The organism is Streptomyces sp. NBC_01478 (assembly GCF_036227225.1).
Classification (GTDB): domain Bacteria; phylum Actinomycetota; class Actinomycetes; order Streptomycetales; family Streptomycetaceae; genus Streptomyces.
This window is the reverse complement of sequence record NZ_CP109444.1, coordinates 6795655-6812778: the sequence shown is the minus strand read 5'-3', so window position 1 is coordinate 6812778 and position 17124 is coordinate 6795655. Positions and strand designations below refer to the sequence as shown.

Genomic DNA, 17124 nt, shown 5'->3' with positions numbered 1-17124 from the left:
GGTCAGTTGGCCGACAGGAGCTTCAACTCCGGGTGGGCGGTGCCACCTTCGATCGCCGTGGACGAGATGTGGGACATGACCCGCTCGTCGACGGGGTCGTTCGCCGGGTCGTCGTGGACGACGATGTGCTCGTAGGTGGTGGTCCGTTGGGCGGGCACGCGGCCCGACTTGCGGATCAGGTCGATGATCTCCATGCGGTTGGAGCGGTGCTTGGCACCGGCCGAGGAGACGACGTTCTCCTCCAGCATGATCGAGCCGAGGTCGTCCGCGCCGTAGTGCAGGGAGAGTTGGCCGACCTCCTTGCCGGTGGTGAGCCAACTGCCCTGGATGTGGGCGACGTTGTCCATGAAGAGCCGCGCGATGGCGATCATCCGCAGGTACTCGAAGAGCGTGGCCTGCGTGCGGCCCTTCAGGTGGTTGTTCTCGGGCTGGTAGGTGTACGGGATGAAGGCCCGGAAGCCGCCCGTCCGGTCCTGTACGTCACGGATCATGCGCAGGTGCTCGATGCGCTCGGCGTTGGTCTCGCCGGTGCCCATGAGCATGGTCGACGTGGACTCCACGCCCAACTTGTGCGCCGCCTCCATGATCTCCAGCCAGCGCTCGCCGGACTCCTTGAGCGGGGCGATCGCCTTGCGGGGGCGGGCGGGGAGGAGCTCCGCGCCGGCGCCGGCGAAGGAGTCGAGACCGGCCGCGTGGATCCGCGAGATCGCCTCTTCGACGGAGACCTTCGAGATGCGGGCCATGTGCTCGACCTCGGACGCGCCGAGGGAGTGGATGACCAGTTGGGGGTACGCGGCCTTGATCGCGGCGAAGTGCTTCTCGTAGTACTCGACGCCGAAGTCCGGGTGGTGTCCGCCCTGGAACATGATCTGCGTACCGCCGAGTTCGACGGTCTCCGCGCACCGGCGCAGGATGTCGTCGAGGTCCCGCGTCCAGCCCTTAGCGGTGTCCTTGGGCGCGGCGTAGAACGCGCAGAACTTGCACGCGGTGACGCACACGTTCGTGTAGTTGATGTTCCGCTCGATGATGTACGTCGCGATGTGCTCCGTACCCGCGTACCGACGCTTGCGTACGGCGTCGGCGGCGGCGCCGAGCGCGTGCAGCGGGGCGTCGCGGTAGAGGTCGAGGGCCTCTTCGGGAGTGATGCGCCCGCCCTCGGCGGCACGGTCGAGGACGGACTGAAGCTCGGCCTTCTCGGTCACCGGGAGGTCCCTTTCGTCAAGGGTTGTGGACGGACCTCGCCAGCCTACGCCAGCGCATATCGCATCCCGACCTCAGGCCGTGTACGCCCCGACCAGCAGGCCGAGGAAGGCACCGGCGAGCAGAAACGGGCCGAAAGGGGCCGCCGCCCTCCCCCTCCGGGCAAGGACACCCCCGTAGACGGCCCTGAGTACGAACCCCGCGAACGCGCCGAGCATCACCGTCGGCCAGCCGTACCACCCGAGTACGACCCCCGCCGCGACCCCGAGTTTCACCTCCCCGACGCCCAGCCCACCGCCGCCGGGGTCCAGGCGCGACAGCGCGAAGTACCCGGCGCCCAGCACGAGGGCCCCGAGCAGCGCGGTCCTCCAGTGCCCGGCGTGCTCGGGCAGGAGGGTCACGACACCGAGGAGGGCGAGGGCGACACCCGCGGCGGGCAGCGCCAGGTCGGCGGCGGACAGGACGGCGACGGGTGCGAGCAGCAGCCAGACCCCCACCTCGGGCCTGATCCCGGTGGCGACGGCGAGCGCGACGCACAGCAGCACCACGAGGAGAGCGGTACCGGCACCGCGCCGCCCGACCCGCGCCACCACCGCTCCCGCACCGGCGCCCCACACCCCCGCGAGGGCGATCAGGAGATGGTCGTAGTCCACTGGACGGTCCCGGCCCCTACTCGACCTTCGACATCCGCGCGGTCGGCGAGCCCTCGGCCGAGCTGTCCGACGCGTACTTCAGGTCGTCGCCGACGGGGGTGAGGGTGACGGTGTGGGCCGCCTGGTTGCACACGTCACGGTTGGTCTTCGCGCCCGCGGCCGACGCGACGAGCTGCGTCTTCGTCACCCGCTTCAGGGTCAGTACGTCGTCGCAGACCCCGCCGAGCTGGTCGGTCTGCCGGAGGATGCCCACCTGCTGTCCTACGGCCGCCTTGCTCACCGTCAGCCGGAAGGTCCCGTCCGGGAGCGTGCCGCCGAGTGCGGTGCCCTCGCCCTCCCAGGTGCCGAGGTAGACGGCGGGCACGGACGTGAGCGGGGTGCCCTCGGCGGTGCTGGGCGCGGGGCTCGGCACGTTGGTCGTCGTGCTGGTCGACGTGCTGCTCGGTGTGGGGCGCGGCACGTCGCTCGGAGCCTTGCTCGTCGTCGGCTCGGTGGCCGAGCCCGCGGAGGTGTCCGTGCCCTTGTCGCCCGGCAGCAGGGAGTACACCGCGAGCGGCCCCAGGACCACCGCCGCGAACCCGGCGACGACCACCACCAGCGTGCAACTCACCCTGCGCCGACGCTTGTCGGCCCCCGGAGCCGCCGTGGCGCCGAGGGAGAGGGAGACCTTCCCGGGGTGACGTCCCGCATCCGGGGGGAGGGTGTCGTGCGGGAGCGCGTCACGGGGTTCGGGCACCACGAAGGGCGGCACGGTGGGCGCGGCCACCGGCATCACCGGCGGCGGACCGAAGGCACCGGCTCCGGCCCCGGCACCCCCCACCGAGGGACTGCTGAACCCCACCGGCCCCGAAGGCACCCCCTCGGCCACCCCCGCGGCCTCAAGGTTCAGCAACTGCACGGCACTTCGGCTGACCTGCTCCACCAGCGCCCCCGGCAGCCACCCGCCCGCCACCAGCCGGGCGGCCCCGTCCGGAGCGAGCGCCCGGGCCACCTCGCCCGGAGTCGGCCGCGCGGCAGGGTCCTTCGCCAGACAGGCGCTCGCCAGCTCCCGCAAGTCCCCGCTCATCTGCCCCAGTTGAGGCTCCTCGTGGACGACCTTGTAGAGCAGCGCGGCCGAGGAGTCGCCGGGGAAGGGCGATTCGCCGGTGGCCGCGTAGGCCAGCACGGCACCCAGCGAGAAGACGTCCGACGCGCCGATCGCCCCTTTCCCGAGGATCTGCTCGGGGGCCATGTAACCGGGCGAGCCGACGGAGACGCCGGTGGAGGTGAGGGAGGCGGTGCCGTCCGTGGCGCGGGCGATGCCGAAGTCGATGAGGAGGGGCCCGTCGAGGGTGAGGAGCACGTTGGACGGCTTCACGTCCCGGTGCACCAGCCCCAGTTCGTGGACGGCCGTCAGCGCTTCGGCGAGCCCCGCGCCCAGCGCCCGTACGGTGGCCGTGGGCAGCGGCCCGCCGTCCGCGACGGCGCCGGAGAGCGACGGACCGGCCGCGTACGCCGTGGCGACCCACGGCACGGCGGCCTCCGGGTCCGCGTCCAGGACGGGGGCCGTCCAGGCGCCGCCCACCCGGCGCGCGGCGTCGACCTCGCGGCGGAAGCGGGCGCGGAACTCCTCGTCGAGCGCGAAGTGCGGATGCACGATCTTGACCGCGACCGTACGGCCGCCCGCGCTGCGCCCGAGATAGACCCGGCCCATCCCGCCGGAACCGAGCCGGCCGAGCAGCCGGTAGGGCCCCACGACCGTGGGTTCGTCGTCTCCGAGCGGCTGCATGCCGTCCACCCCTCCCCCGTACGACTTCCAGCAGGGTAGTGGGCCACACCCCACCGGTGACGACGGCCGGAGCAGAACCGTCCGTTGTCTTCCACGTCTCTTACGGCTGGAGCAGTTCCACGTTCACGTCGGCCGGGAAGCCGGTCGTGGGGCCGACCCGGCGGGCGAACTCGGCGACCGCGGCCAACTGGTGGGCACCGAAGCGGAAGTCGAGGGTGGTGAAGTACCGCTCCAGGACCTCCTCGTCGAACTCCTCCCAGCGGGCGGCCTGTTCGGCGACCTTGCCGACCTCTTCGAGGGAGAGGTTGCGGGAGGCGAGGAAGGCCTCGTGGACCTTGCGGGTGATGACGGGCTCGCGCTCCAGGTAGTCGCGGCGGGCGGCCCAGACCGCGAAGACGAACGGCAGCCCGGTCCACTCCTTCCAGAGCGCGCCGAGGTCGTGCACCTGGAGCCCGAAGCGGGGCCCGTCGAGCAGGTTGGCGCGCAGGGCCGCGTCTCCGATGAGTACGGCGGCCTCGGCCTCCTGCATCATCAGGCTCAGGTCGGGCGGGCAGGTGTAGTAGTCGGGCTGGACGCCGTAGCGCTCGGAGAGGAGGAGCTGGGCGAGGCGGACGGAGGTCCTCGAGGTCGAGCCGAGGGCGACCCGGCGGCCGTCGAGCTGGTCCAGCGGGACCTGCGAGACGATCACGCAGGACATCACCGGGCCGTCGCAGCCGACGGCGATGTCGGGGAAGGCGACCAGGTCGTCCGCGTTGCGGAGGAACTCGACGAGCGTGATCGGCCCGATGTCGAGGCCCCCCTGCACCAACTGCTCGCTGAGCTTCTCCGGGGTGTCCTTGGTCAGCTCGAAGTCGAGAAGCGTGCCCGTCCTGGCGAGCCCCCAGTACAGAGGAAGGCAGTTCAGGAACTGGATGTGGCCGACGCGCGGCCGGGTGCGAGAATTGTCCACAACGTGAGGCTAGACCTCATGCGGTACGCTCCATACTTCGGCCCCACAGTCAAGCGTTTGGCGATCTTCAAACGTCCGAGTGATGTGATCTTGGCCTCTATTGCTTTCGGCTGCCCGCGTGCTAGGCTCGCCGCCAAGTTGCAGTTTGGTTTCCCTTGCAGTACAGAGCCTGCGGAGCATGTAACCGCGGGCTCTAGTCGTTTTCAGACGTATGCAGTAGTGCGGGACTTGTTTTCACACTTGCAGGGTTCTGGAGCAGGGCAACCCTTTGGGCCCAAGGAGGGCTTATGGCTACCGGAACCGTGAAGTGGTTCAACGCCGAAAAGGGCTTTGGCTTCATCGCCCAAGAAGGCGGCGGCCCCGACGTCTTCGTTCACTACTCCGCGATCAACGCGAGCGGCTTCCGTTCGCTGGAGGAGAACCAGCAGGTCTCCTTCGACGTGACCCAGGGTCCGAAGGGCCCGCAGGCGGAGAACGTCACCCCCGTCTGAGTCACCTGATCGCAGTTTCTTCGGTCTCGGAGCCTGGTGCTTTGATCCGGAACAGATAGCAGTACCCAAGGAGCCCCGCGCCGCAAGGCGACGGGGCTCCTGCCTTTGCCTCCGGCGGTCGGGCGGGTTGTCGGTGGGGGTCGGTAGGGTCCCCGGCCATGACATCGACGCCTGCGACGCCACCCGCCGAAGCCGACTTCGTGACCACCACCCGGACCTTCTACGACGCGGTCGCCGAGGACTACGCGGACATGTTCGCGGGTGAGCCCGGCGGCCGGCCGCGCGACTGGACGGTGCAGGCCGCCTTCGCCGAGCTGGTGGCCCGTGGCGGGGGCGGGCAGGTCGCCGACCTGGGCTGCGGGCCGGGGCGGACGACCGCACATCTCACCGCCCTCGGCCTGGACGTCTTCGGCCTCGACCTGTCCGAGTCAATGCTGACGATCGCCCGCCGCGAGAACCCGGGACTGCGCTTCCTGCAGGGCTCGATGCTGGAGCTGAACATCCCCGACGGGGCGCTCGCGGGGGTCGTCTCCTGGTACTCGTCCATCCACACCCCGGTGGACCGACTCCCGTCCCTCTTCGCCGAGTTCCATCGCGTCCTGGCACCCGGCGGCCATCTGCTGCTCGCCTTCCAGACCGGCGACCAGCCCCTCACCCTCGACCGGCCCTTCGGCCACCCGGTACGCCTGGACTTCGAACGGCGGCGGCCGGAACCTATGGCCGAACTGCTGGAGACGGCGGGATTCGAGCCGCGCTCGCGGACGGTTCGGGAGGCGGACGAGGAACTCAGGGAGACGTCAGCGCAGGCGTTCCTGACCGCCCGGAAGACGGCGACTGCGCTCCAGGGCCCGGCGGGCGCCGACCTCGCTGGGGTACTCGCGGACCGTGAACGCCGCGAGCACCCAGCCGACGCAGCCCGCCGCGAACGCCGGGGCGACCGGCGCCGCGACCAGCAGTAGCACGCGCCCCGCGACGGCCAGCCCGACGGAGCGGCCGGTCTCGTTCCGCTTGGACCGGCGGGCCTGGCCCGGCGAGGGCGGGTCGAGGAGTTTCTTGTGGTGGTCCCGGCGCTGCACCCGCCACCCCCAGACCAGGGCCACGAAGGACAGGACCACCTGCGCCCAGTCCCACACGGCGCGCACCGTTGACGGCAGGCTCGTGCGGAAGCTGCCGTAGAGGACGAGCGCGATGTAGCAGAAGAAGGCCAGCACGACGAACCAGAGGAGGGCCCCGGAGGCCCGGCGCAGCCAGTAGCGGGGACCGCGCTCGTACCAGGTGGTGCCGAGTCCGGGCAGGGCGGGGATCCGGGCCGGGGTTCCGGAGGCGGCCTCAGAAGATGCTTTTGATGCCATGCCAGACGTCATCCTTCAGTCGTACGAAGTCATGCCCGGTCTCCGTCATGACGTTGCCCGTGCCGTGCAGCACACCGCCCACCACCCCGTGGTCGTGGATGTCCTCGCTCCAGTGCTCGTGGAACGCGTGGTCGATGACACCGGTCGCCCCGACGACGATCGCGCCGCCCACCCCGGCCACGACGATCGCGGGCGCTTCGAAGGGCGCGGCCGCCACCAGGCCGGCCGTGATGGCCGCGCCCGTGACCAGCCCGGCCACGTTGGCACCGCCGTCCACGGCGACGGAGTGCTGCCAGGACCAGCCCTTGTCGTGGTCGTCGGAGGCCTCCAGCAGCCCGCAGGCACCGGCCGCGGCGACGTCCAGGACCGGGATCTCCTTGAGGAAGTCCGGCAGCTTGTCCAGGCTCTCGCCCGTGCGCAGCGCGTCCGCGGCATCGCCCAGCTTGACGTTGAGGACGCGGTCGTACGGCAGTTTCGTACTGCCGTTGTCCGCGGCGGCGATGTCGTCCTCCAGGGACCGCACCTTGGCGACCGCGTCGGCGTAGGCCCCCTTGGCGGGAAGATCCTTGGGCAGGGCACGGCCCGCCTTCTGGAACGCCTTGCGTTCCGCGCGGAGTTCCTTCTTCGCGGCCTGCGCCTCGGACTTCGCGTCGTCGATCTCCGTGCGGGCCTTGGCGCCGTCGACCCGGGTGTCCTCGGCGTCGAACGCGTACAGGCCCCGCAGATAGTCCGCGAGGGTGACCTTGTCGCCGGTCGACACCGACGCGGTCACCTGCTCGTACAGCCCCGCGAGCCGGTCCGCGGCCACCAGCCGGGCCTGCTGTGCGGTGTGCAGGACCTCCTTGCGGACCGTGTCGTACTCGGTCATCGCGGAGATCGTCTTCTGCTCCGCCGCACTCGGCGGATTCGCCGTGACCATGGCCAGGGGGACGCCCTTGTCCCCCACGGGCACGCCTTTGCCCGTGGCGACGTGTTCGGCGTTCTGCAGCGCCGTCTCGCACGCGGACAGCGCGTCGGCGAGGGTGTCGAGGATCTCTCCGGCGGAGTGCACCAGACCGGCGAAGGCCCCGGCGGTCACCGCGTCCTCCGTGTACGTGGCGCGGAAGGTCTCCGCCGATTCGCCCTTCCAGCCCGCGTCGTCGACCAGGGCGTCCACGGCACGCGTGAGCGGAGCGATGACGTCGTCGAGCTTGTCCTTGGCGTTCTTGTACGTCGTCGCCATCGTGCGGAGCCCGCCGATGTCGCCGCCCACCCAACTGTCCGTCATCCGCGCCTCATTCCGCCATCAGGTCTTCGAACACGCCGTGGACGTCGACGTCGTGCCGGTGGAAGGAGTCGCGGGCGTACGCGACCTTGTCACCCCGGTCGTCCAGCCGGTCGGCGAAGCCGATGTGGAGGGCGACGATGAGATCGGCGACCTCCTTGATGGCGTGGTCGAGGCCGGAGTCCCCGCCGCTCACCACGGGCGGGGCCACCTGGTCGTGCAGCTTCCGGTAGTCCGTGGCCTGGTCGTGGAACGTCGAGGCCATCGAGGTCAGGTCACTCATCACCGCCTTGAAGTCCGCGGACATCAGCGCACCTCCCGCGCGTAGGCGGCCAGATCGGCCGGCTCCCAGTTCGGTTGTCCGGCGGCGACCCGCGGGTCGAGGAGTACGGTCGCTCCCCGCTCGGCCAGCCCCTCGGCCAGCGGCCCCAGCGAGGTCGCGACCCACGGCTGGGCGTCGCCGAGCGCCTCGACCAGGTGCTCCAGGGTCGTGAAGGCGAAGGCCACGGTCCCGCCGGCGGGATGCCCGAAGAGTTCGTACGCGATGAACGGCACCCGGACCGGGCGGCCGTCGTCGTACGTCGTGTCGACATGCCGGGGATGGGCGGGCACGAAGACGGGCGTCTCGTACGGCGGGACGCCGGGCCTGGGACCGGGGCGTCCGGCGGCTGCCGGGAGGGGCGGTGGCTCGGCCTCGGCGTAGTCGAGCAGGCTCGACCGGCGTGGCTCCGGCATCCCCGCCGGCGGGCCCTGCGTGTAGTCAAGAAGGCGTGAACGGTTCGGCTCCCCCACCGCCGTCTCCTCTTCCCCGTAAGTCGTCGTAAGTCGTCGTAGGTCGTCGTGGTCGCTGTGGACGTGTTCGCGCCATCACAGTAGCCACCGGCCCAGGGCCCAAATCCGGCTATGTCAGCCCTCCGAGCCCGTTGCATGCGCAATGCATACGGCCGCTTGGTCCCGGCCTGGCCATCCCTTGACCACACGATGACCAGACCAGGACACCGGCCCTACGACGGCTGCAGCGCCCCCGCCAGATCCAGCGCCGCCACATACCCGAACGTCATCGCCGGACCGATCGTCGAGCCCGCGCCCGCGTAGCTGTGCCCCATCACCGCCGCACTCGCGTTCCCCGCCGCGTACAGACCGGGGATCACCGAACCGTCCGCCCGCAGCACCCGCGCCCGCGCGTCCGTCCGCATGCCGCCCTTGGTGCCGAGGTCGCCGGGGACGATGCGGAGGGCGTAGTACGGGGGCAGCCAGAGCGGGGCGAGGCAGGAGTTGGGGAGGATCGAGGGGTCCGTGTAGTAGTGGTCGTACGCGCTGTCGCCGCGCCCGAAGTCGGTGTCCTTGCCGCTCGCCGCAAGGGAGTTGAAGCGGCTGACCGTGGAGCGCAGGGCCGCCGCCGGGACCCCGATGGACGAGGCCAGGGCGTCCAGTGTCCACGCCTTGTACGCCGCGCCCGAGCTGTACCAGTCGTCGGGGAAGGCGAAGGTCGGGAGGACGTCCTTGAAGAGGTACCGGTTGCGGTAGTTCTGGTCGACGATCAGCCAGGCCGGGATGTCGGGGGCGGTGCCGTCGCGGTCGTACATGATGTGGACGACATCGCTGTACGGTGCGGCCTCGTTGACGAAGCGGGAACCGGCCTGGTTGATCAACAGGCCGCCGGGGAGGGTGCGTTCGGCGAGGCAGAAGTACGGCGTGCCGGGGAGCGGGATGGTGGGTCCCCACCAGGCGTCGTCCATCAACGCCAGGGCCGCGCCCGCCCGTTGGCCCGCCTGGATGCCGTCGCCGGTGTTCTCCTTCGCGCCGACGGTCCAGTCCGTGCCGATGGGCTGGCGCTGGTACTGGGCGCGCATGGCCGCGTTGTGCTCGAAGCCGCCGGAGCCGACCACGACCCCGCGCCGGGCGCGCACCAGCCCGGCGGTTCCGTCGCGGGTGACGACCGCTCCGGTGACGGTGCCGCTCTCCAAGTACAGGTCGGTGAGCGGGGTGTTGAGCCACACCGGCACCTGCGCGGACTGCAGCCCCGCGCGCAGGCCGGCGGCGAGGGACTGGCCCATGGTGAGCGGCTTCTGGCCGAGCAGCGCCGCCTTGGTCCCCCGGGCCAGACACTCGGTCGCGACGGCCGCCCCCTTCACACTCACCGCGGACAGCGCGAGCCACTTGTAGTCGGCGCTGAAGACGACCATGCCGCTCGGGACGGCCATGTACGGCGGGTTGAGGTGGGCGAGTTCGGCGCCGAGGATGGTGCCGTCGAGCTGATCGGGTTCTATGGAACGGCCGCCCGGGAGCCCGCCCGCCAACTCCGGGTAGTAGTCGCTGTATCCCTCCATCCAGCGGAACCGCAGCGGGCTGTTGGCCATCACGAAGGAGATCATGGCGGGCCCGTGGGCGAGGAACGACTGCCTGCGGTCCGCGGGGACATCGGTGCCGACGACGGCGGCGAGATAGGCGGCGGCCTTGGCCGGTGTGTCCGGCACCCCGGCCGCCAGGATCACGGGGTTGTTCGGTATCCAGATCCCGGCCCCCGAACGGGCCGCCGACCCGCCGAACGTCGGCGCCTTCTCCACCACCACGCAACTGAGCCCCTGCTTGGCGGCGGTCAGCGCGGCCGTCATCCCGGCCGCCCCCGCCCCGATCACGACGACGTCGTAGGTACCGAGCAGCGGAAGGTCGGCGGCCCGCGCCGAGTACCGCCCCACTCCACCGACCACACCGAGCGCGGCGACCGCACCACCGGCCAACACGCGTCTACGACCGGGGAGTTGTGCGTGCGTGTCCGTGCTCGGGGTCATGGCGGCTCCAGCCCGACGAGGAAAGGAGCTGGGAATGTCGCGCGGGGGTCTTGGGAAGTCAATGACTAGGGGATGTCCGGCAGTACCGCGCGACAGTCGTTCCACGCCGGTTCGCTCAGCAGCGGGCGCCAGCCGGTGAACAGGGCGAGGAGAGCCGGGCCCCATGCGGCACGGAAGGCCATGTTCCCTTCTGCCAGGTCCAGTTCGTTGGCGGCCGTCAGCTCGGCGAAGTCCGCGCACGGGCCGGGTGCGGGGACCGAGCCGGTTCCCGTGAAACGGTCGTGGAAGCGGGCACGGAAGGCGTCGTGGCCGCGGTCCGCGAGCACCGGATATGTGGCCTTGCGGTCGCAGCTCGCATAGAGATGGACGATCGCCTCCGCCTCCGGTCCGATCACGGCGCGCAGTTCGGCACGACGGTCGAGGGGCAGCAGCGCCCCGGGAAAGCCGTCGGTGCCGTAGAACGCGTGGCAGAGGCCCGCGAGTTGGAGTGCGGGGCGCGCACCCCACCCGGCCAGCCGTCCACGCACCCGGTCCAGGTGGGCGAAGAGCGAGCCGCCGGGATGAGGGACGGTCTCGGCGCCCAACTGACGTAGCAGTTCCCGTACTTGCTCCGTGTCTACGGCCATGCGGACACCTCCGGCCGGTCATGCGGGTCGGCACCCACCCCTCCCCCGCGGTGGTCGGGGCGGGTTGCCGCCCGGGCCCTGCCGAGATCGTCGCCCATGCCGCCGAGGCGAGTCAATCCTAAGGTTCTGTCGTCAAACCCCAGTGTTAGCTTGGGTGTTGTGACACTCGACGACCTGCGGGTCTTTGTGGCCGTGTGCCGTGCCGGGAGCCTGAGCGCGGTCGCCAGGGAGCTGGACTGCACCCAGTCGGCGGTGAGCCAGCATGTGAAGCGGCTGGAGCGGGAGACGGGGGTCGCGCTGCTGGAGCGGCAGCCGCGCGGGGTCCTGCCGACGCGGGCCGGGCGGGTGCTGGAGAGCGCCGCGGCGGAGGGCATCGCCGGGCTCGATCTCGCGCTGCGGCACCTGCGGGATCTCGTCGACGGCGAGAGCGGGACGGTGCGGGTGGCGACCGGGGCGACGACCGTACGGCACTTCATGGCGGAGGCGGTCGTCGCCTTCCGGCGGCAACACCCCCGTGTCCAACTGGAGTTCCGCACCGAGAGCTCCAGCCGGGGCTGTTTCGACGCGCTGGCCGACAGCGATCTCGACCTCGCCTGGATCACCCTGGGCGCCCCGGTGCGCGGCATCGAGCAGCGGCCGGTGCGGGAGCTGCCGTGGGTGCTCGCGATGCGCGCGGACGATCCCCTCGCCGACCGGTACCGCGCCGACGCCGCCGACCTGCGCGAACTGAGCGGCCTGCGGCTGATCCGGCTCCCCCCGGACTCCACCTCCGCCACTCAACTGGAGGCGGCCTGCTCGGAGTTGGGGGTGCGGTTCGGGTACGACACGAGTGTCGCCGACTGGGACACGGCCCTGCTGCTCGCCGGACTGGGTCTGGGCCGCGCGGTCGTCCCCGCTTTCCCCGGCCTGCGCGAGGACGGCGAGCTGCGCCTCGTGCCGCTGCCCGCGCTGCGCCCCCTGGCGGTCGGCTGGGCGGTCCGCCGCTGGGACGCGCTCAGCCCGCCGGCGCGGGCGTTCGCGGACACGGTGGTGGAGTGCTGCGCCAAGTCGGCCTGAGGCGGGCCTAGTTCGCGTACAGCTCCTCGATGTCCTTCGCGAAGTCCCGCATCACGACCTCGCGGCGCAGCTTCATCGACGGTGTCAGATGGCCCGCCGTCTCCGTGAAGTCGCCCGGCAGGACGCTGAAGCGGCGGATGGACTCCGGGCGGGAGACCAGTTGGTTGGCGTCGTCGACGGCGCGTTGCAGGACCACCCTCAACTCCTCGTCGTCGACCAGGAGTTCGGCCGGTACGGGATGCTTGCCGTTCATCTGGCGCCAGTGGGTGATGCCGTCGAGGTCGAGGGTGATGAGGGCGGCCACATAGGGGCGGCGGTCGCCGACGACTATGCACTGGGCGATCAGCGGATGGGAGCGGAGCCAGTTCTCCAGCGGGGCCGGGGCCACATTCTTGCCGCCCGCGGTGATCAGGATCTCCTTCTTGCGGCCGGTGATGGTGAGGTAGCCCTCGTCGTCGAGGCGACCGATGTCGCCGGTGGCGAGCCAGCCGTCGGGGGACGCGGGGATCACTCCGTCGCCGTGCGGGTCCCAGTAGCCGCGGAAGACCTGGCCGCCGTAGAGGAGGATCTCGCCGTCCTGCGCGATCCGTACCCGGGTGCCGGGCATCGGCCAACCCACCGTGCCCAGGCGGGGTTTGAGCGGGGGTGTGCAGGTGGCCGCCGCCGTCGTCTCGGTCAGGCCGTAGCCCTCGAAGATCTCGATGCCCGCGCCGGTGTAGAACGCGGCGAGGGGACGGCCGAGCGGTGAGCCGCCGCAGATGACGTAACGGAGCCTGCCGCCCAGCGCGTTGCGGATCTTGCGGTAGACGAGCGGGTCGTAGAAGGTGCGGGCGGTCTTCAGCGGGCGGCTCGGGCCGGATCCCGTGCCGGACTGGCGGGCCTCCAGGGCCTCGCCGTAGCGGCGGGCGACGTTCGCGGCGCGGTCGAAGACCTTGCCGCGGCCGCCCTTCTCCGCCTTCGCCCGCGCGTTGTTGAAGACCTTCTCCAGCATGTACGGGATGGCCAGCAGGAAGGTCGGCTGGAAGCTCGCCAGATCCGCCAGCAGGTCCTCGGACTTGAGGCTCGCGGCGTGGCCGAGGCGGACCCGGGCGCGGACGCACGCGATCGCGACCATCCGGCCGAACACATGGGAGTAGGGCAGGAAGAGGAGCGTGGAGGGCTCTTCGTTCGGCTTGTTCTTGAAGACGGGGTAGAGGAGTTCGATCGCGTTGTCGATCTCCGCGAGGAAGTTCCCGTGGCTGATCGCACAGCCCTTGGGGCGGCCCGTGGTGCCCGAGGTGTAGATGACGGTGGCGAGCGTGTCGGGCAGCAACACCCCACGCCGTACGGCGACTTCCTGGTCCGGGACGGTCCGGCCCAGCTCGGCCAGCCGCTCCAGATGGCCCTTCTCGAAGACCCACATGTGGCGCAGGTCGGGCAGCCGGGGCGTCTCCGGGCCGAGCGAGGACGCCTGCGCGACCGTCTCGGCGGCCATCGCCACCGCGCCCGTGTCCTGGAGGATCCACCGGATCTGGAAGAGCGAGGAGGTCGGGTAGATGGGGACGGTGACCAGGCCCGCCGCCCACGCGGCGAAGTCGAGGAGCGTCCACTCGTACGACGTCCGCGCCATGACCGCGATCCGGTCGCCCGGCGCGAGCCCCTCCGCGATCAGCCCCTTGGCGACGGCCTGCACCTGCTCGGCGAACTCCGCCGCCGTCACGTCCGTCCAACTCCCGTCCTCCGCCTGCCTGCTGAGGACCCGGTGGTCGGGTGCCGCCGCCGCGTTCTCGAACGGCACGTCGGCGAGCGAACCGTGCGTCACCGGCGGCACCAGCGGCGGTACGGACACCTCCCGCACCACACCGTCCAGCCGCCGGATCTCGGGCTCGACGAGTACGGGCGCGCCGTCGTAGTCGTGGCCGGACGGGTACGCGAGGGACATGGCAGCTCCTGTGGCGTGCAGCTTGTACCGCTCTGCTGCATTAGGTACGCATGATGCGTACCGGGGTGTTCATCCCGGCCCGCAACCGGGGTGTTACCTCGGGTCAGGTCGCAGATCGTACGGGGCCCGCGTGGGGAGTTCGTGCGGTTTCGGAGGTGGTACCGGGCCGGGCCTGTGCAACCTCGGCGGGTTCGCGCGGCTTTGTCGGCTATACGTCCGCCTTGCGTTGCCTCTGCGTCACCCGTGCGCCCGCCATGACGCGTCCAGCTCGTCCCACTTGGCCTTACCTGCGGTAACCTTACTGCGAAGTAAGCCGAAAAGAGCCACCCAGGACACCACCCGGGAGTGGGACATGGCCAACCCCTATCCACCCCTCACCGACACCCCCGCGCTCACCCCGCTCCTCCTCCGCGGCGCCCTCCTCTCCCCCTTCAAGCGGCCCCGCCCCGACGCCGCGTTCCCCCGCACCCGCCTGGTCCTGCCCGGCGTCCGCGTCGACCTGGCCAAGCTGGCCGCCTACGAACGCGTCTGCGGCTTCGCCACCGGCGACGACGCCCTCCCGGTCACCTATCCGCACGTCCTCGGCTTCCCGCTCGCCATGCGCCTGATGAGCTGCCGGGCCTTCCCGCTCCCGCTGCTCGGCCTGGTCCACACCTCGGTGGAGATCACCCGGCACGTGGCGACACCGGCCACGGGGAACTACGAACTGACGGTCTACGTCGACGAGTTGGCCCCGCACCGACGCGGCACGGAGGCGACGGTCACGACCGAGATGCGGGCCGGGGGCGCGGGCGGGTCCGGCGGCGTGGGGGCGCTCGGGGGCACGGCCGGGTCCGGGGGCGCGGGCAAGCTCGTATGGGAGTCGCGGAGCACGTATCTCGCCCGGCACCAGCGTCCCGAGGCACGGGCGCCCGAAGTCCCGGAAGCGCGGGGCGTGTTGCCCGGCGTCGCGACATGGCGGCTCGGGGAGGACGTCGGCCGGCGCTACGGTGCCGCGTCCGGTGACCGCAATCCCATCCACCTCTACCCGCTCACCGCCCGCCTCTTCGGCTTCCCGCGGGCCGTCGCACACGGCATGTGGACGGTGGCGCGGTGCCTGGCGGCGCACGGGACGCCCGAATCGGCCCATGTGCGGGCGGAGTTCAGGGCGCCGGTGCTGTTGCCGGGGGTGGTGGAGTACGCGGCGGAGGGCGGGCGGTTCGTGCTGCGGAGCGGGGAACGGGTGCACGTCCAGGGACAGGTGCGCCCGCTCCCGGTCTGAACCGTCGGGCGGCCCGGCCGACGAGGGGGCCGGCACGGTGAGGACGAGGGGCAGCTGGGTCCTGCGAGCGCCGGCATCCGCCGAGCCACCCGTAGGTCGAGCCGGTACCGGCCTCCAACGCGGTGCCGTACTCGTCGTAGTGCTGGACCGATCCTTTACGGAACCGTGATCGGCGGCGTCCAGGGCCGCCCCTCCATCAGGCCGCCGAGACCCGCCCACGCGAAGTTCATCAGGGTGGCCGCCGCCTGCTTGGCGGTGACGCCCTCGGTCGCGTTGGACCAGGCCGCCAGGGACTCGGCGGCGCCGACCAGGGCCTCGGCCAGGCCGGCCACCTCGCGGTCGGCGAGGTCGGGGTCGCGGTGCGCCTCGCGGGCGGCGACCGCGATCAACTGGGTGACGAACGCGACGAGTTCGGCGCGCATCGCCGCCACCTCGGCCGCGAAGGGCTCGCCGTGGGTGCGGGCCTGGAGGTGCAACACGGCCCAGCCGTCCGGGTGTCGCGCGGTGTGCGTGAAGAACGCCCGCAGCCCGTCCCAGAGTTGGCGGTCGGCCGCCGACCCGGTGTCCACACCGGCCCGTACCGCCTCGGTGAGCGCCTGGCCCTCGCGCCGGATGCACGCGGTGAACAGGTCTTCCTTCGAGTTCAGGTAGAGATACACCAACGGCTTGGACACGCCCGCGAGTTCGGCGATCTCGTCCATCGACGCGGCCATGTAACCGCGCTGCCCGAAGGTCTGCACGGCGGCGTCGAGCATCTGCTGCTCACGGACCGCCCGCGGCATCCGCTTGGTCTTCACGGCACCCATGGGGCAAGGGTAGTTGGGCCGGATCGCGGGGCTGCCGACAGAAGGTCTAGGAAGACTGGCCCTGCGGGTGGGAGGCCGGCTGGGCAGCGTCCACGGTCTCGTCCTCCTGGCTGCGGCTGGCGTCCAGGTTCGCCTTCATCCGGTCGACCCGCTCGACGATCTGCACGGAGGCCCGGTCCCGCACCCCGCGCAGCACCACGAAGCTGATCGGCGCCGAGATCACCAGCGCGAGCAGGACGATCCACATGCCGTTGGACTCGCCGAAGCCGCGCGGGAAGACGCCGAGGTAGACGAGGCCCCAGACGACTCCGAGGCAGCCCGCGAAGACCCCGAGGCGCCACAGCGTGTAGCGGAACATCTCAATCCACTCTTCCGTAACGAACAGACTTAACCGAACAGTCCTACTCAGTGAAGCACGCGCCCCCACCGATCTTCGGGCGGGGTCGGCGGCTCACAGCAGGGGCAGCAGCATGAAGATGTCGTCCCGGTCGTCCCCCGGCGCCACCCGGATCGCGCCGGGCACCCGGCCGACCTCCTTGTAGCCGCAGGAGCCGTAGAACCGCTCCAGACCGTGGCCGCCCCGGCAGGTGAGGCGGATCGCCTCGATGCCGTCGAGGCCGCGGGCGGCCTCCTCGGCGGCGGCGAGCAGGTCGCGGCCGTAGCCCTTGCCCTGGTGGCGGGGGTGGACCATCACCGTGTAGAGCCACACCCAGTGCCGCATCAGGCGGTGGGTGTTGAAGGCGATGAACGCCGTCGCGGCCACCTCGCCCGCCTCGTCCCGGCCGACCAGCAGCCGGATGCGGCCCTCCACCATGGCCACGAAGTGCTTCACCAGCTCGGGCCGGATGTCGTCCACCGTGACCGGCGCCACGAATCCGACCGAGCCGCCCGCGTTGCTGACGTCCGCCCAGAGGGCGAGGAGGCCCTCGCGCAGAGCAGGGGATATCGCGGGGTCCAGTTCAAACGTCAGTGCCATCGTGCCGTT

The 17124-nt window shown here is 71.2% G+C and carries 17 protein-coding genes; 4 read left to right on the top strand and 13 right to left on the bottom strand.

All coding sequences use genetic code 11. The features are described 5' to 3' along the window. Positions 1-2 precede the first annotated feature (2 nt). The 4 genes from mqnC to OG223_RS30850 all read right to left on the bottom strand — a co-directional run bounded on the left by mqnC (position 3) and on the right by OG223_RS30850 (position 4570). A complete protein-coding gene (gene mqnC / locus OG223_RS30865) occupies positions 3-1202 on the bottom strand; it encodes a cyclic dehypoxanthinyl futalosine synthase (RefSeq protein WP_329255665.1) in 1200 nt (399 codons plus the stop codon). A 72-nt stretch (positions 1203-1274) separates the two neighbouring features. After that, positions 1275-1853: a hypothetical protein gene (locus OG223_RS30860; protein WP_329255662.1), complete on the bottom strand. Its 579-nt coding sequence runs from the start codon at positions 1851-1853 to the stop codon at positions 1275-1277. Between the two features lie 16 nt (positions 1854-1869). Further along, on the bottom strand, positions 1870-3621 hold the full coding sequence (locus OG223_RS30855; protein WP_329255659.1) for a serine/threonine-protein kinase: 1752 nt from the start codon (positions 3619-3621) through the stop codon (positions 1870-1872). A 100-nt stretch (positions 3622-3721) separates the two neighbouring features. After that, on the bottom strand, positions 3722-4570 hold the full coding sequence (locus tag OG223_RS30850) for a menaquinone biosynthetic enzyme MqnA/MqnD family protein (RefSeq protein WP_329255656.1): 849 nt from the start codon (positions 4568-4570) through the stop codon (positions 3722-3724). Between the two features lie 287 nt (positions 4571-4857). Between OG223_RS30850 and OG223_RS30845 the strand changes: the two genes are divergently transcribed. Further along, positions 4858-5061 (top strand): cold-shock protein, encoded by a 204-nt coding sequence (locus OG223_RS30845; protein WP_003992177.1) that lies wholly within the window; start codon positions 4858-4860, stop codon positions 5059-5061. A 158-nt stretch (positions 5062-5219) separates the two neighbouring features. Further along, complete coding sequence (locus OG223_RS30840; protein WP_443073762.1) at positions 5220-6020, top strand: class I SAM-dependent methyltransferase; 801 nt, start codon at positions 5220-5222, stop codon at positions 6018-6020. 370 nt (positions 6021-6390) lie between these two features. Here OG223_RS30840 and OG223_RS30830 read toward each other — a convergent pair whose 3' ends face one another. The 5 genes from OG223_RS30830 to OG223_RS30810 all read right to left on the bottom strand — a co-directional run bounded on the left by OG223_RS30830 (position 6391) and on the right by OG223_RS30810 (position 11095). Beyond that, positions 6391-7680, bottom strand: a complete 1290-nt coding sequence (locus tag OG223_RS30830) for a WXG100 family type VII secretion target (RefSeq protein WP_329255649.1) — start codon at positions 7678-7680, stop codon at positions 6391-6393. Positions 7681-7687: 7 nt separating this feature from the next. Then, entirely contained in the window at positions 7688-7984 is a 297-nt protein-coding gene (locus tag OG223_RS30825) for a DUF6317 family protein (RefSeq protein ID WP_329255646.1), read from the bottom strand. Next, positions 7984-8469, bottom strand: coding sequence for an SAV_915 family protein (locus OG223_RS30820; RefSeq protein ID WP_329255643.1), 486 nt, complete (start codon positions 8467-8469; stop codon positions 7984-7986). Before OG223_RS30820 ends, OG223_RS30825 begins: the two co-directional genes overlap by 1 nt. A 212-nt stretch (positions 8470-8681) precedes the next feature. Next, complete coding sequence (kstD, locus tag OG223_RS30815) at positions 8682-10469, bottom strand: 3-oxosteroid 1-dehydrogenase (RefSeq protein WP_329255640.1); 1788 nt, start codon at positions 10467-10469, stop codon at positions 8682-8684. Positions 10470-10534: 65 nt separating this feature from the next. Beyond that, positions 10535-11095 carry a DUF6817 domain-containing protein gene (locus OG223_RS30810; protein ID WP_329255637.1) on the bottom strand — a complete coding sequence of 187 codons (561 nt, stop codon included), beginning with the start codon at positions 11093-11095 and terminating at the stop codon, positions 10535-10537. A 159-nt stretch (positions 11096-11254) separates the two neighbouring features. Here OG223_RS30810 and OG223_RS30805 point away from each other — a divergent pair, with 159 nt between their 5' ends. Continuing rightward, a complete protein-coding gene (locus OG223_RS30805) occupies positions 11255-12151 on the top strand; it encodes a LysR family transcriptional regulator (RefSeq protein WP_329255634.1) in 897 nt (298 codons plus the stop codon). Positions 12152-12158: 7 nt separating this feature from the next. Here OG223_RS30805 and OG223_RS30800 read toward each other — a convergent pair whose 3' ends face one another. Next, entirely contained in the window at positions 12159-14072 is a 1914-nt protein-coding gene (locus tag OG223_RS30800; RefSeq protein ID WP_329255631.1) for an AMP-dependent synthetase/ligase, read from the bottom strand. Positions 14073-14424: 352 nt separating this feature from the next. On the opposite strand from OG223_RS30800, the gene OG223_RS30795 reads away from it, so the two are divergent. Next, on the top strand, positions 14425-15333 hold the full coding sequence (locus OG223_RS30795; protein ID WP_329255628.1) for a MaoC family dehydratase: 909 nt from the start codon (positions 14425-14427) through the stop codon (positions 15331-15333). Positions 15334-15488: 155 nt separating this feature from the next. On the opposite strand, the gene OG223_RS30790 is transcribed toward OG223_RS30795, so the two are convergent. The 3 genes from OG223_RS30790 to OG223_RS30780 all read right to left on the bottom strand — a co-directional run bounded on the left by OG223_RS30790 (position 15489) and on the right by OG223_RS30780 (position 17115). Continuing rightward, a complete protein-coding gene (locus tag OG223_RS30790; protein WP_329255624.1) occupies positions 15489-16139 on the bottom strand; it encodes a TetR/AcrR family transcriptional regulator in 651 nt (216 codons plus the stop codon). 46 nt (positions 16140-16185) lie between these two features. Continuing rightward, complete coding sequence (locus OG223_RS30785; protein WP_329255621.1) at positions 16186-16497, bottom strand: DUF4229 domain-containing protein; 312 nt, start codon at positions 16495-16497, stop codon at positions 16186-16188. A 93-nt stretch (positions 16498-16590) separates the two neighbouring features. After that, positions 16591-17115 (bottom strand): GNAT family N-acetyltransferase, encoded by a 525-nt coding sequence (locus OG223_RS30780; RefSeq protein WP_329255618.1) that lies wholly within the window; start codon positions 17113-17115, stop codon positions 16591-16593. Positions 17116-17124: the final 9 nt, after the last annotated feature.

Coding starts and splice junctions, on each gene's coding strand:
- OG223_RS30855 (WP_329255659.1), bottom strand. CDS start 3,621: ATGCAGCCGCTCGGAGACGACGAACCCACGGTCGTGGGGCCCTACCGG.
- OG223_RS30845 (WP_003992177.1), top strand. CDS start 4,858: ATGGCTACCGGAACCGTGAAGTGGTTCAACGCCGAAAAGGGCTTTGGC.
- OG223_RS30840 (WP_443073762.1), top strand. CDS start 5,220: ATGACATCGACGCCTGCGACGCCACCCGCCGAAGCCGACTTCGTGACC.
- OG223_RS30830 (WP_329255649.1), bottom strand. CDS start 7,680: ATGACGGACAGTTGGGTGGGCGGCGACATCGGCGGGCTCCGCACGATG.
- OG223_RS30825 (WP_329255646.1), bottom strand. CDS start 7,984: ATGTCCGCGGACTTCAAGGCGGTGATGAGTGACCTGACCTCGATGGCC.
- kstD (WP_329255640.1), bottom strand. CDS start 10,469: ATGACCCCGAGCACGGACACGCACGCACAACTCCCCGGTCGTAGACGC.
- OG223_RS30810 (WP_329255637.1), bottom strand. CDS start 11,095: ATGGCCGTAGACACGGAGCAAGTACGGGAACTGCTACGTCAGTTGGGC.
- OG223_RS30800 (WP_329255631.1), bottom strand. CDS start 14,072: ATGTCCCTCGCGTACCCGTCCGGCCACGACTACGACGGCGCGCCCGTA.
- OG223_RS30795 (WP_329255628.1), top strand. CDS start 14,425: ATGGCCAACCCCTATCCACCCCTCACCGACACCCCCGCGCTCACCCCG.
- OG223_RS30790 (WP_329255624.1), bottom strand. CDS start 16,139: ATGGGTGCCGTGAAGACCAAGCGGATGCCGCGGGCGGTCCGTGAGCAG.
- OG223_RS30785 (WP_329255621.1), bottom strand. CDS start 16,497: ATGTTCCGCTACACGCTGTGGCGCCTCGGGGTCTTCGCGGGCTGCCTC.
- OG223_RS30780 (WP_329255618.1), bottom strand. CDS start 17,115: ATGGCACTGACGTTTGAACTGGACCCCGCGATATCCCCTGCTCTGCGC.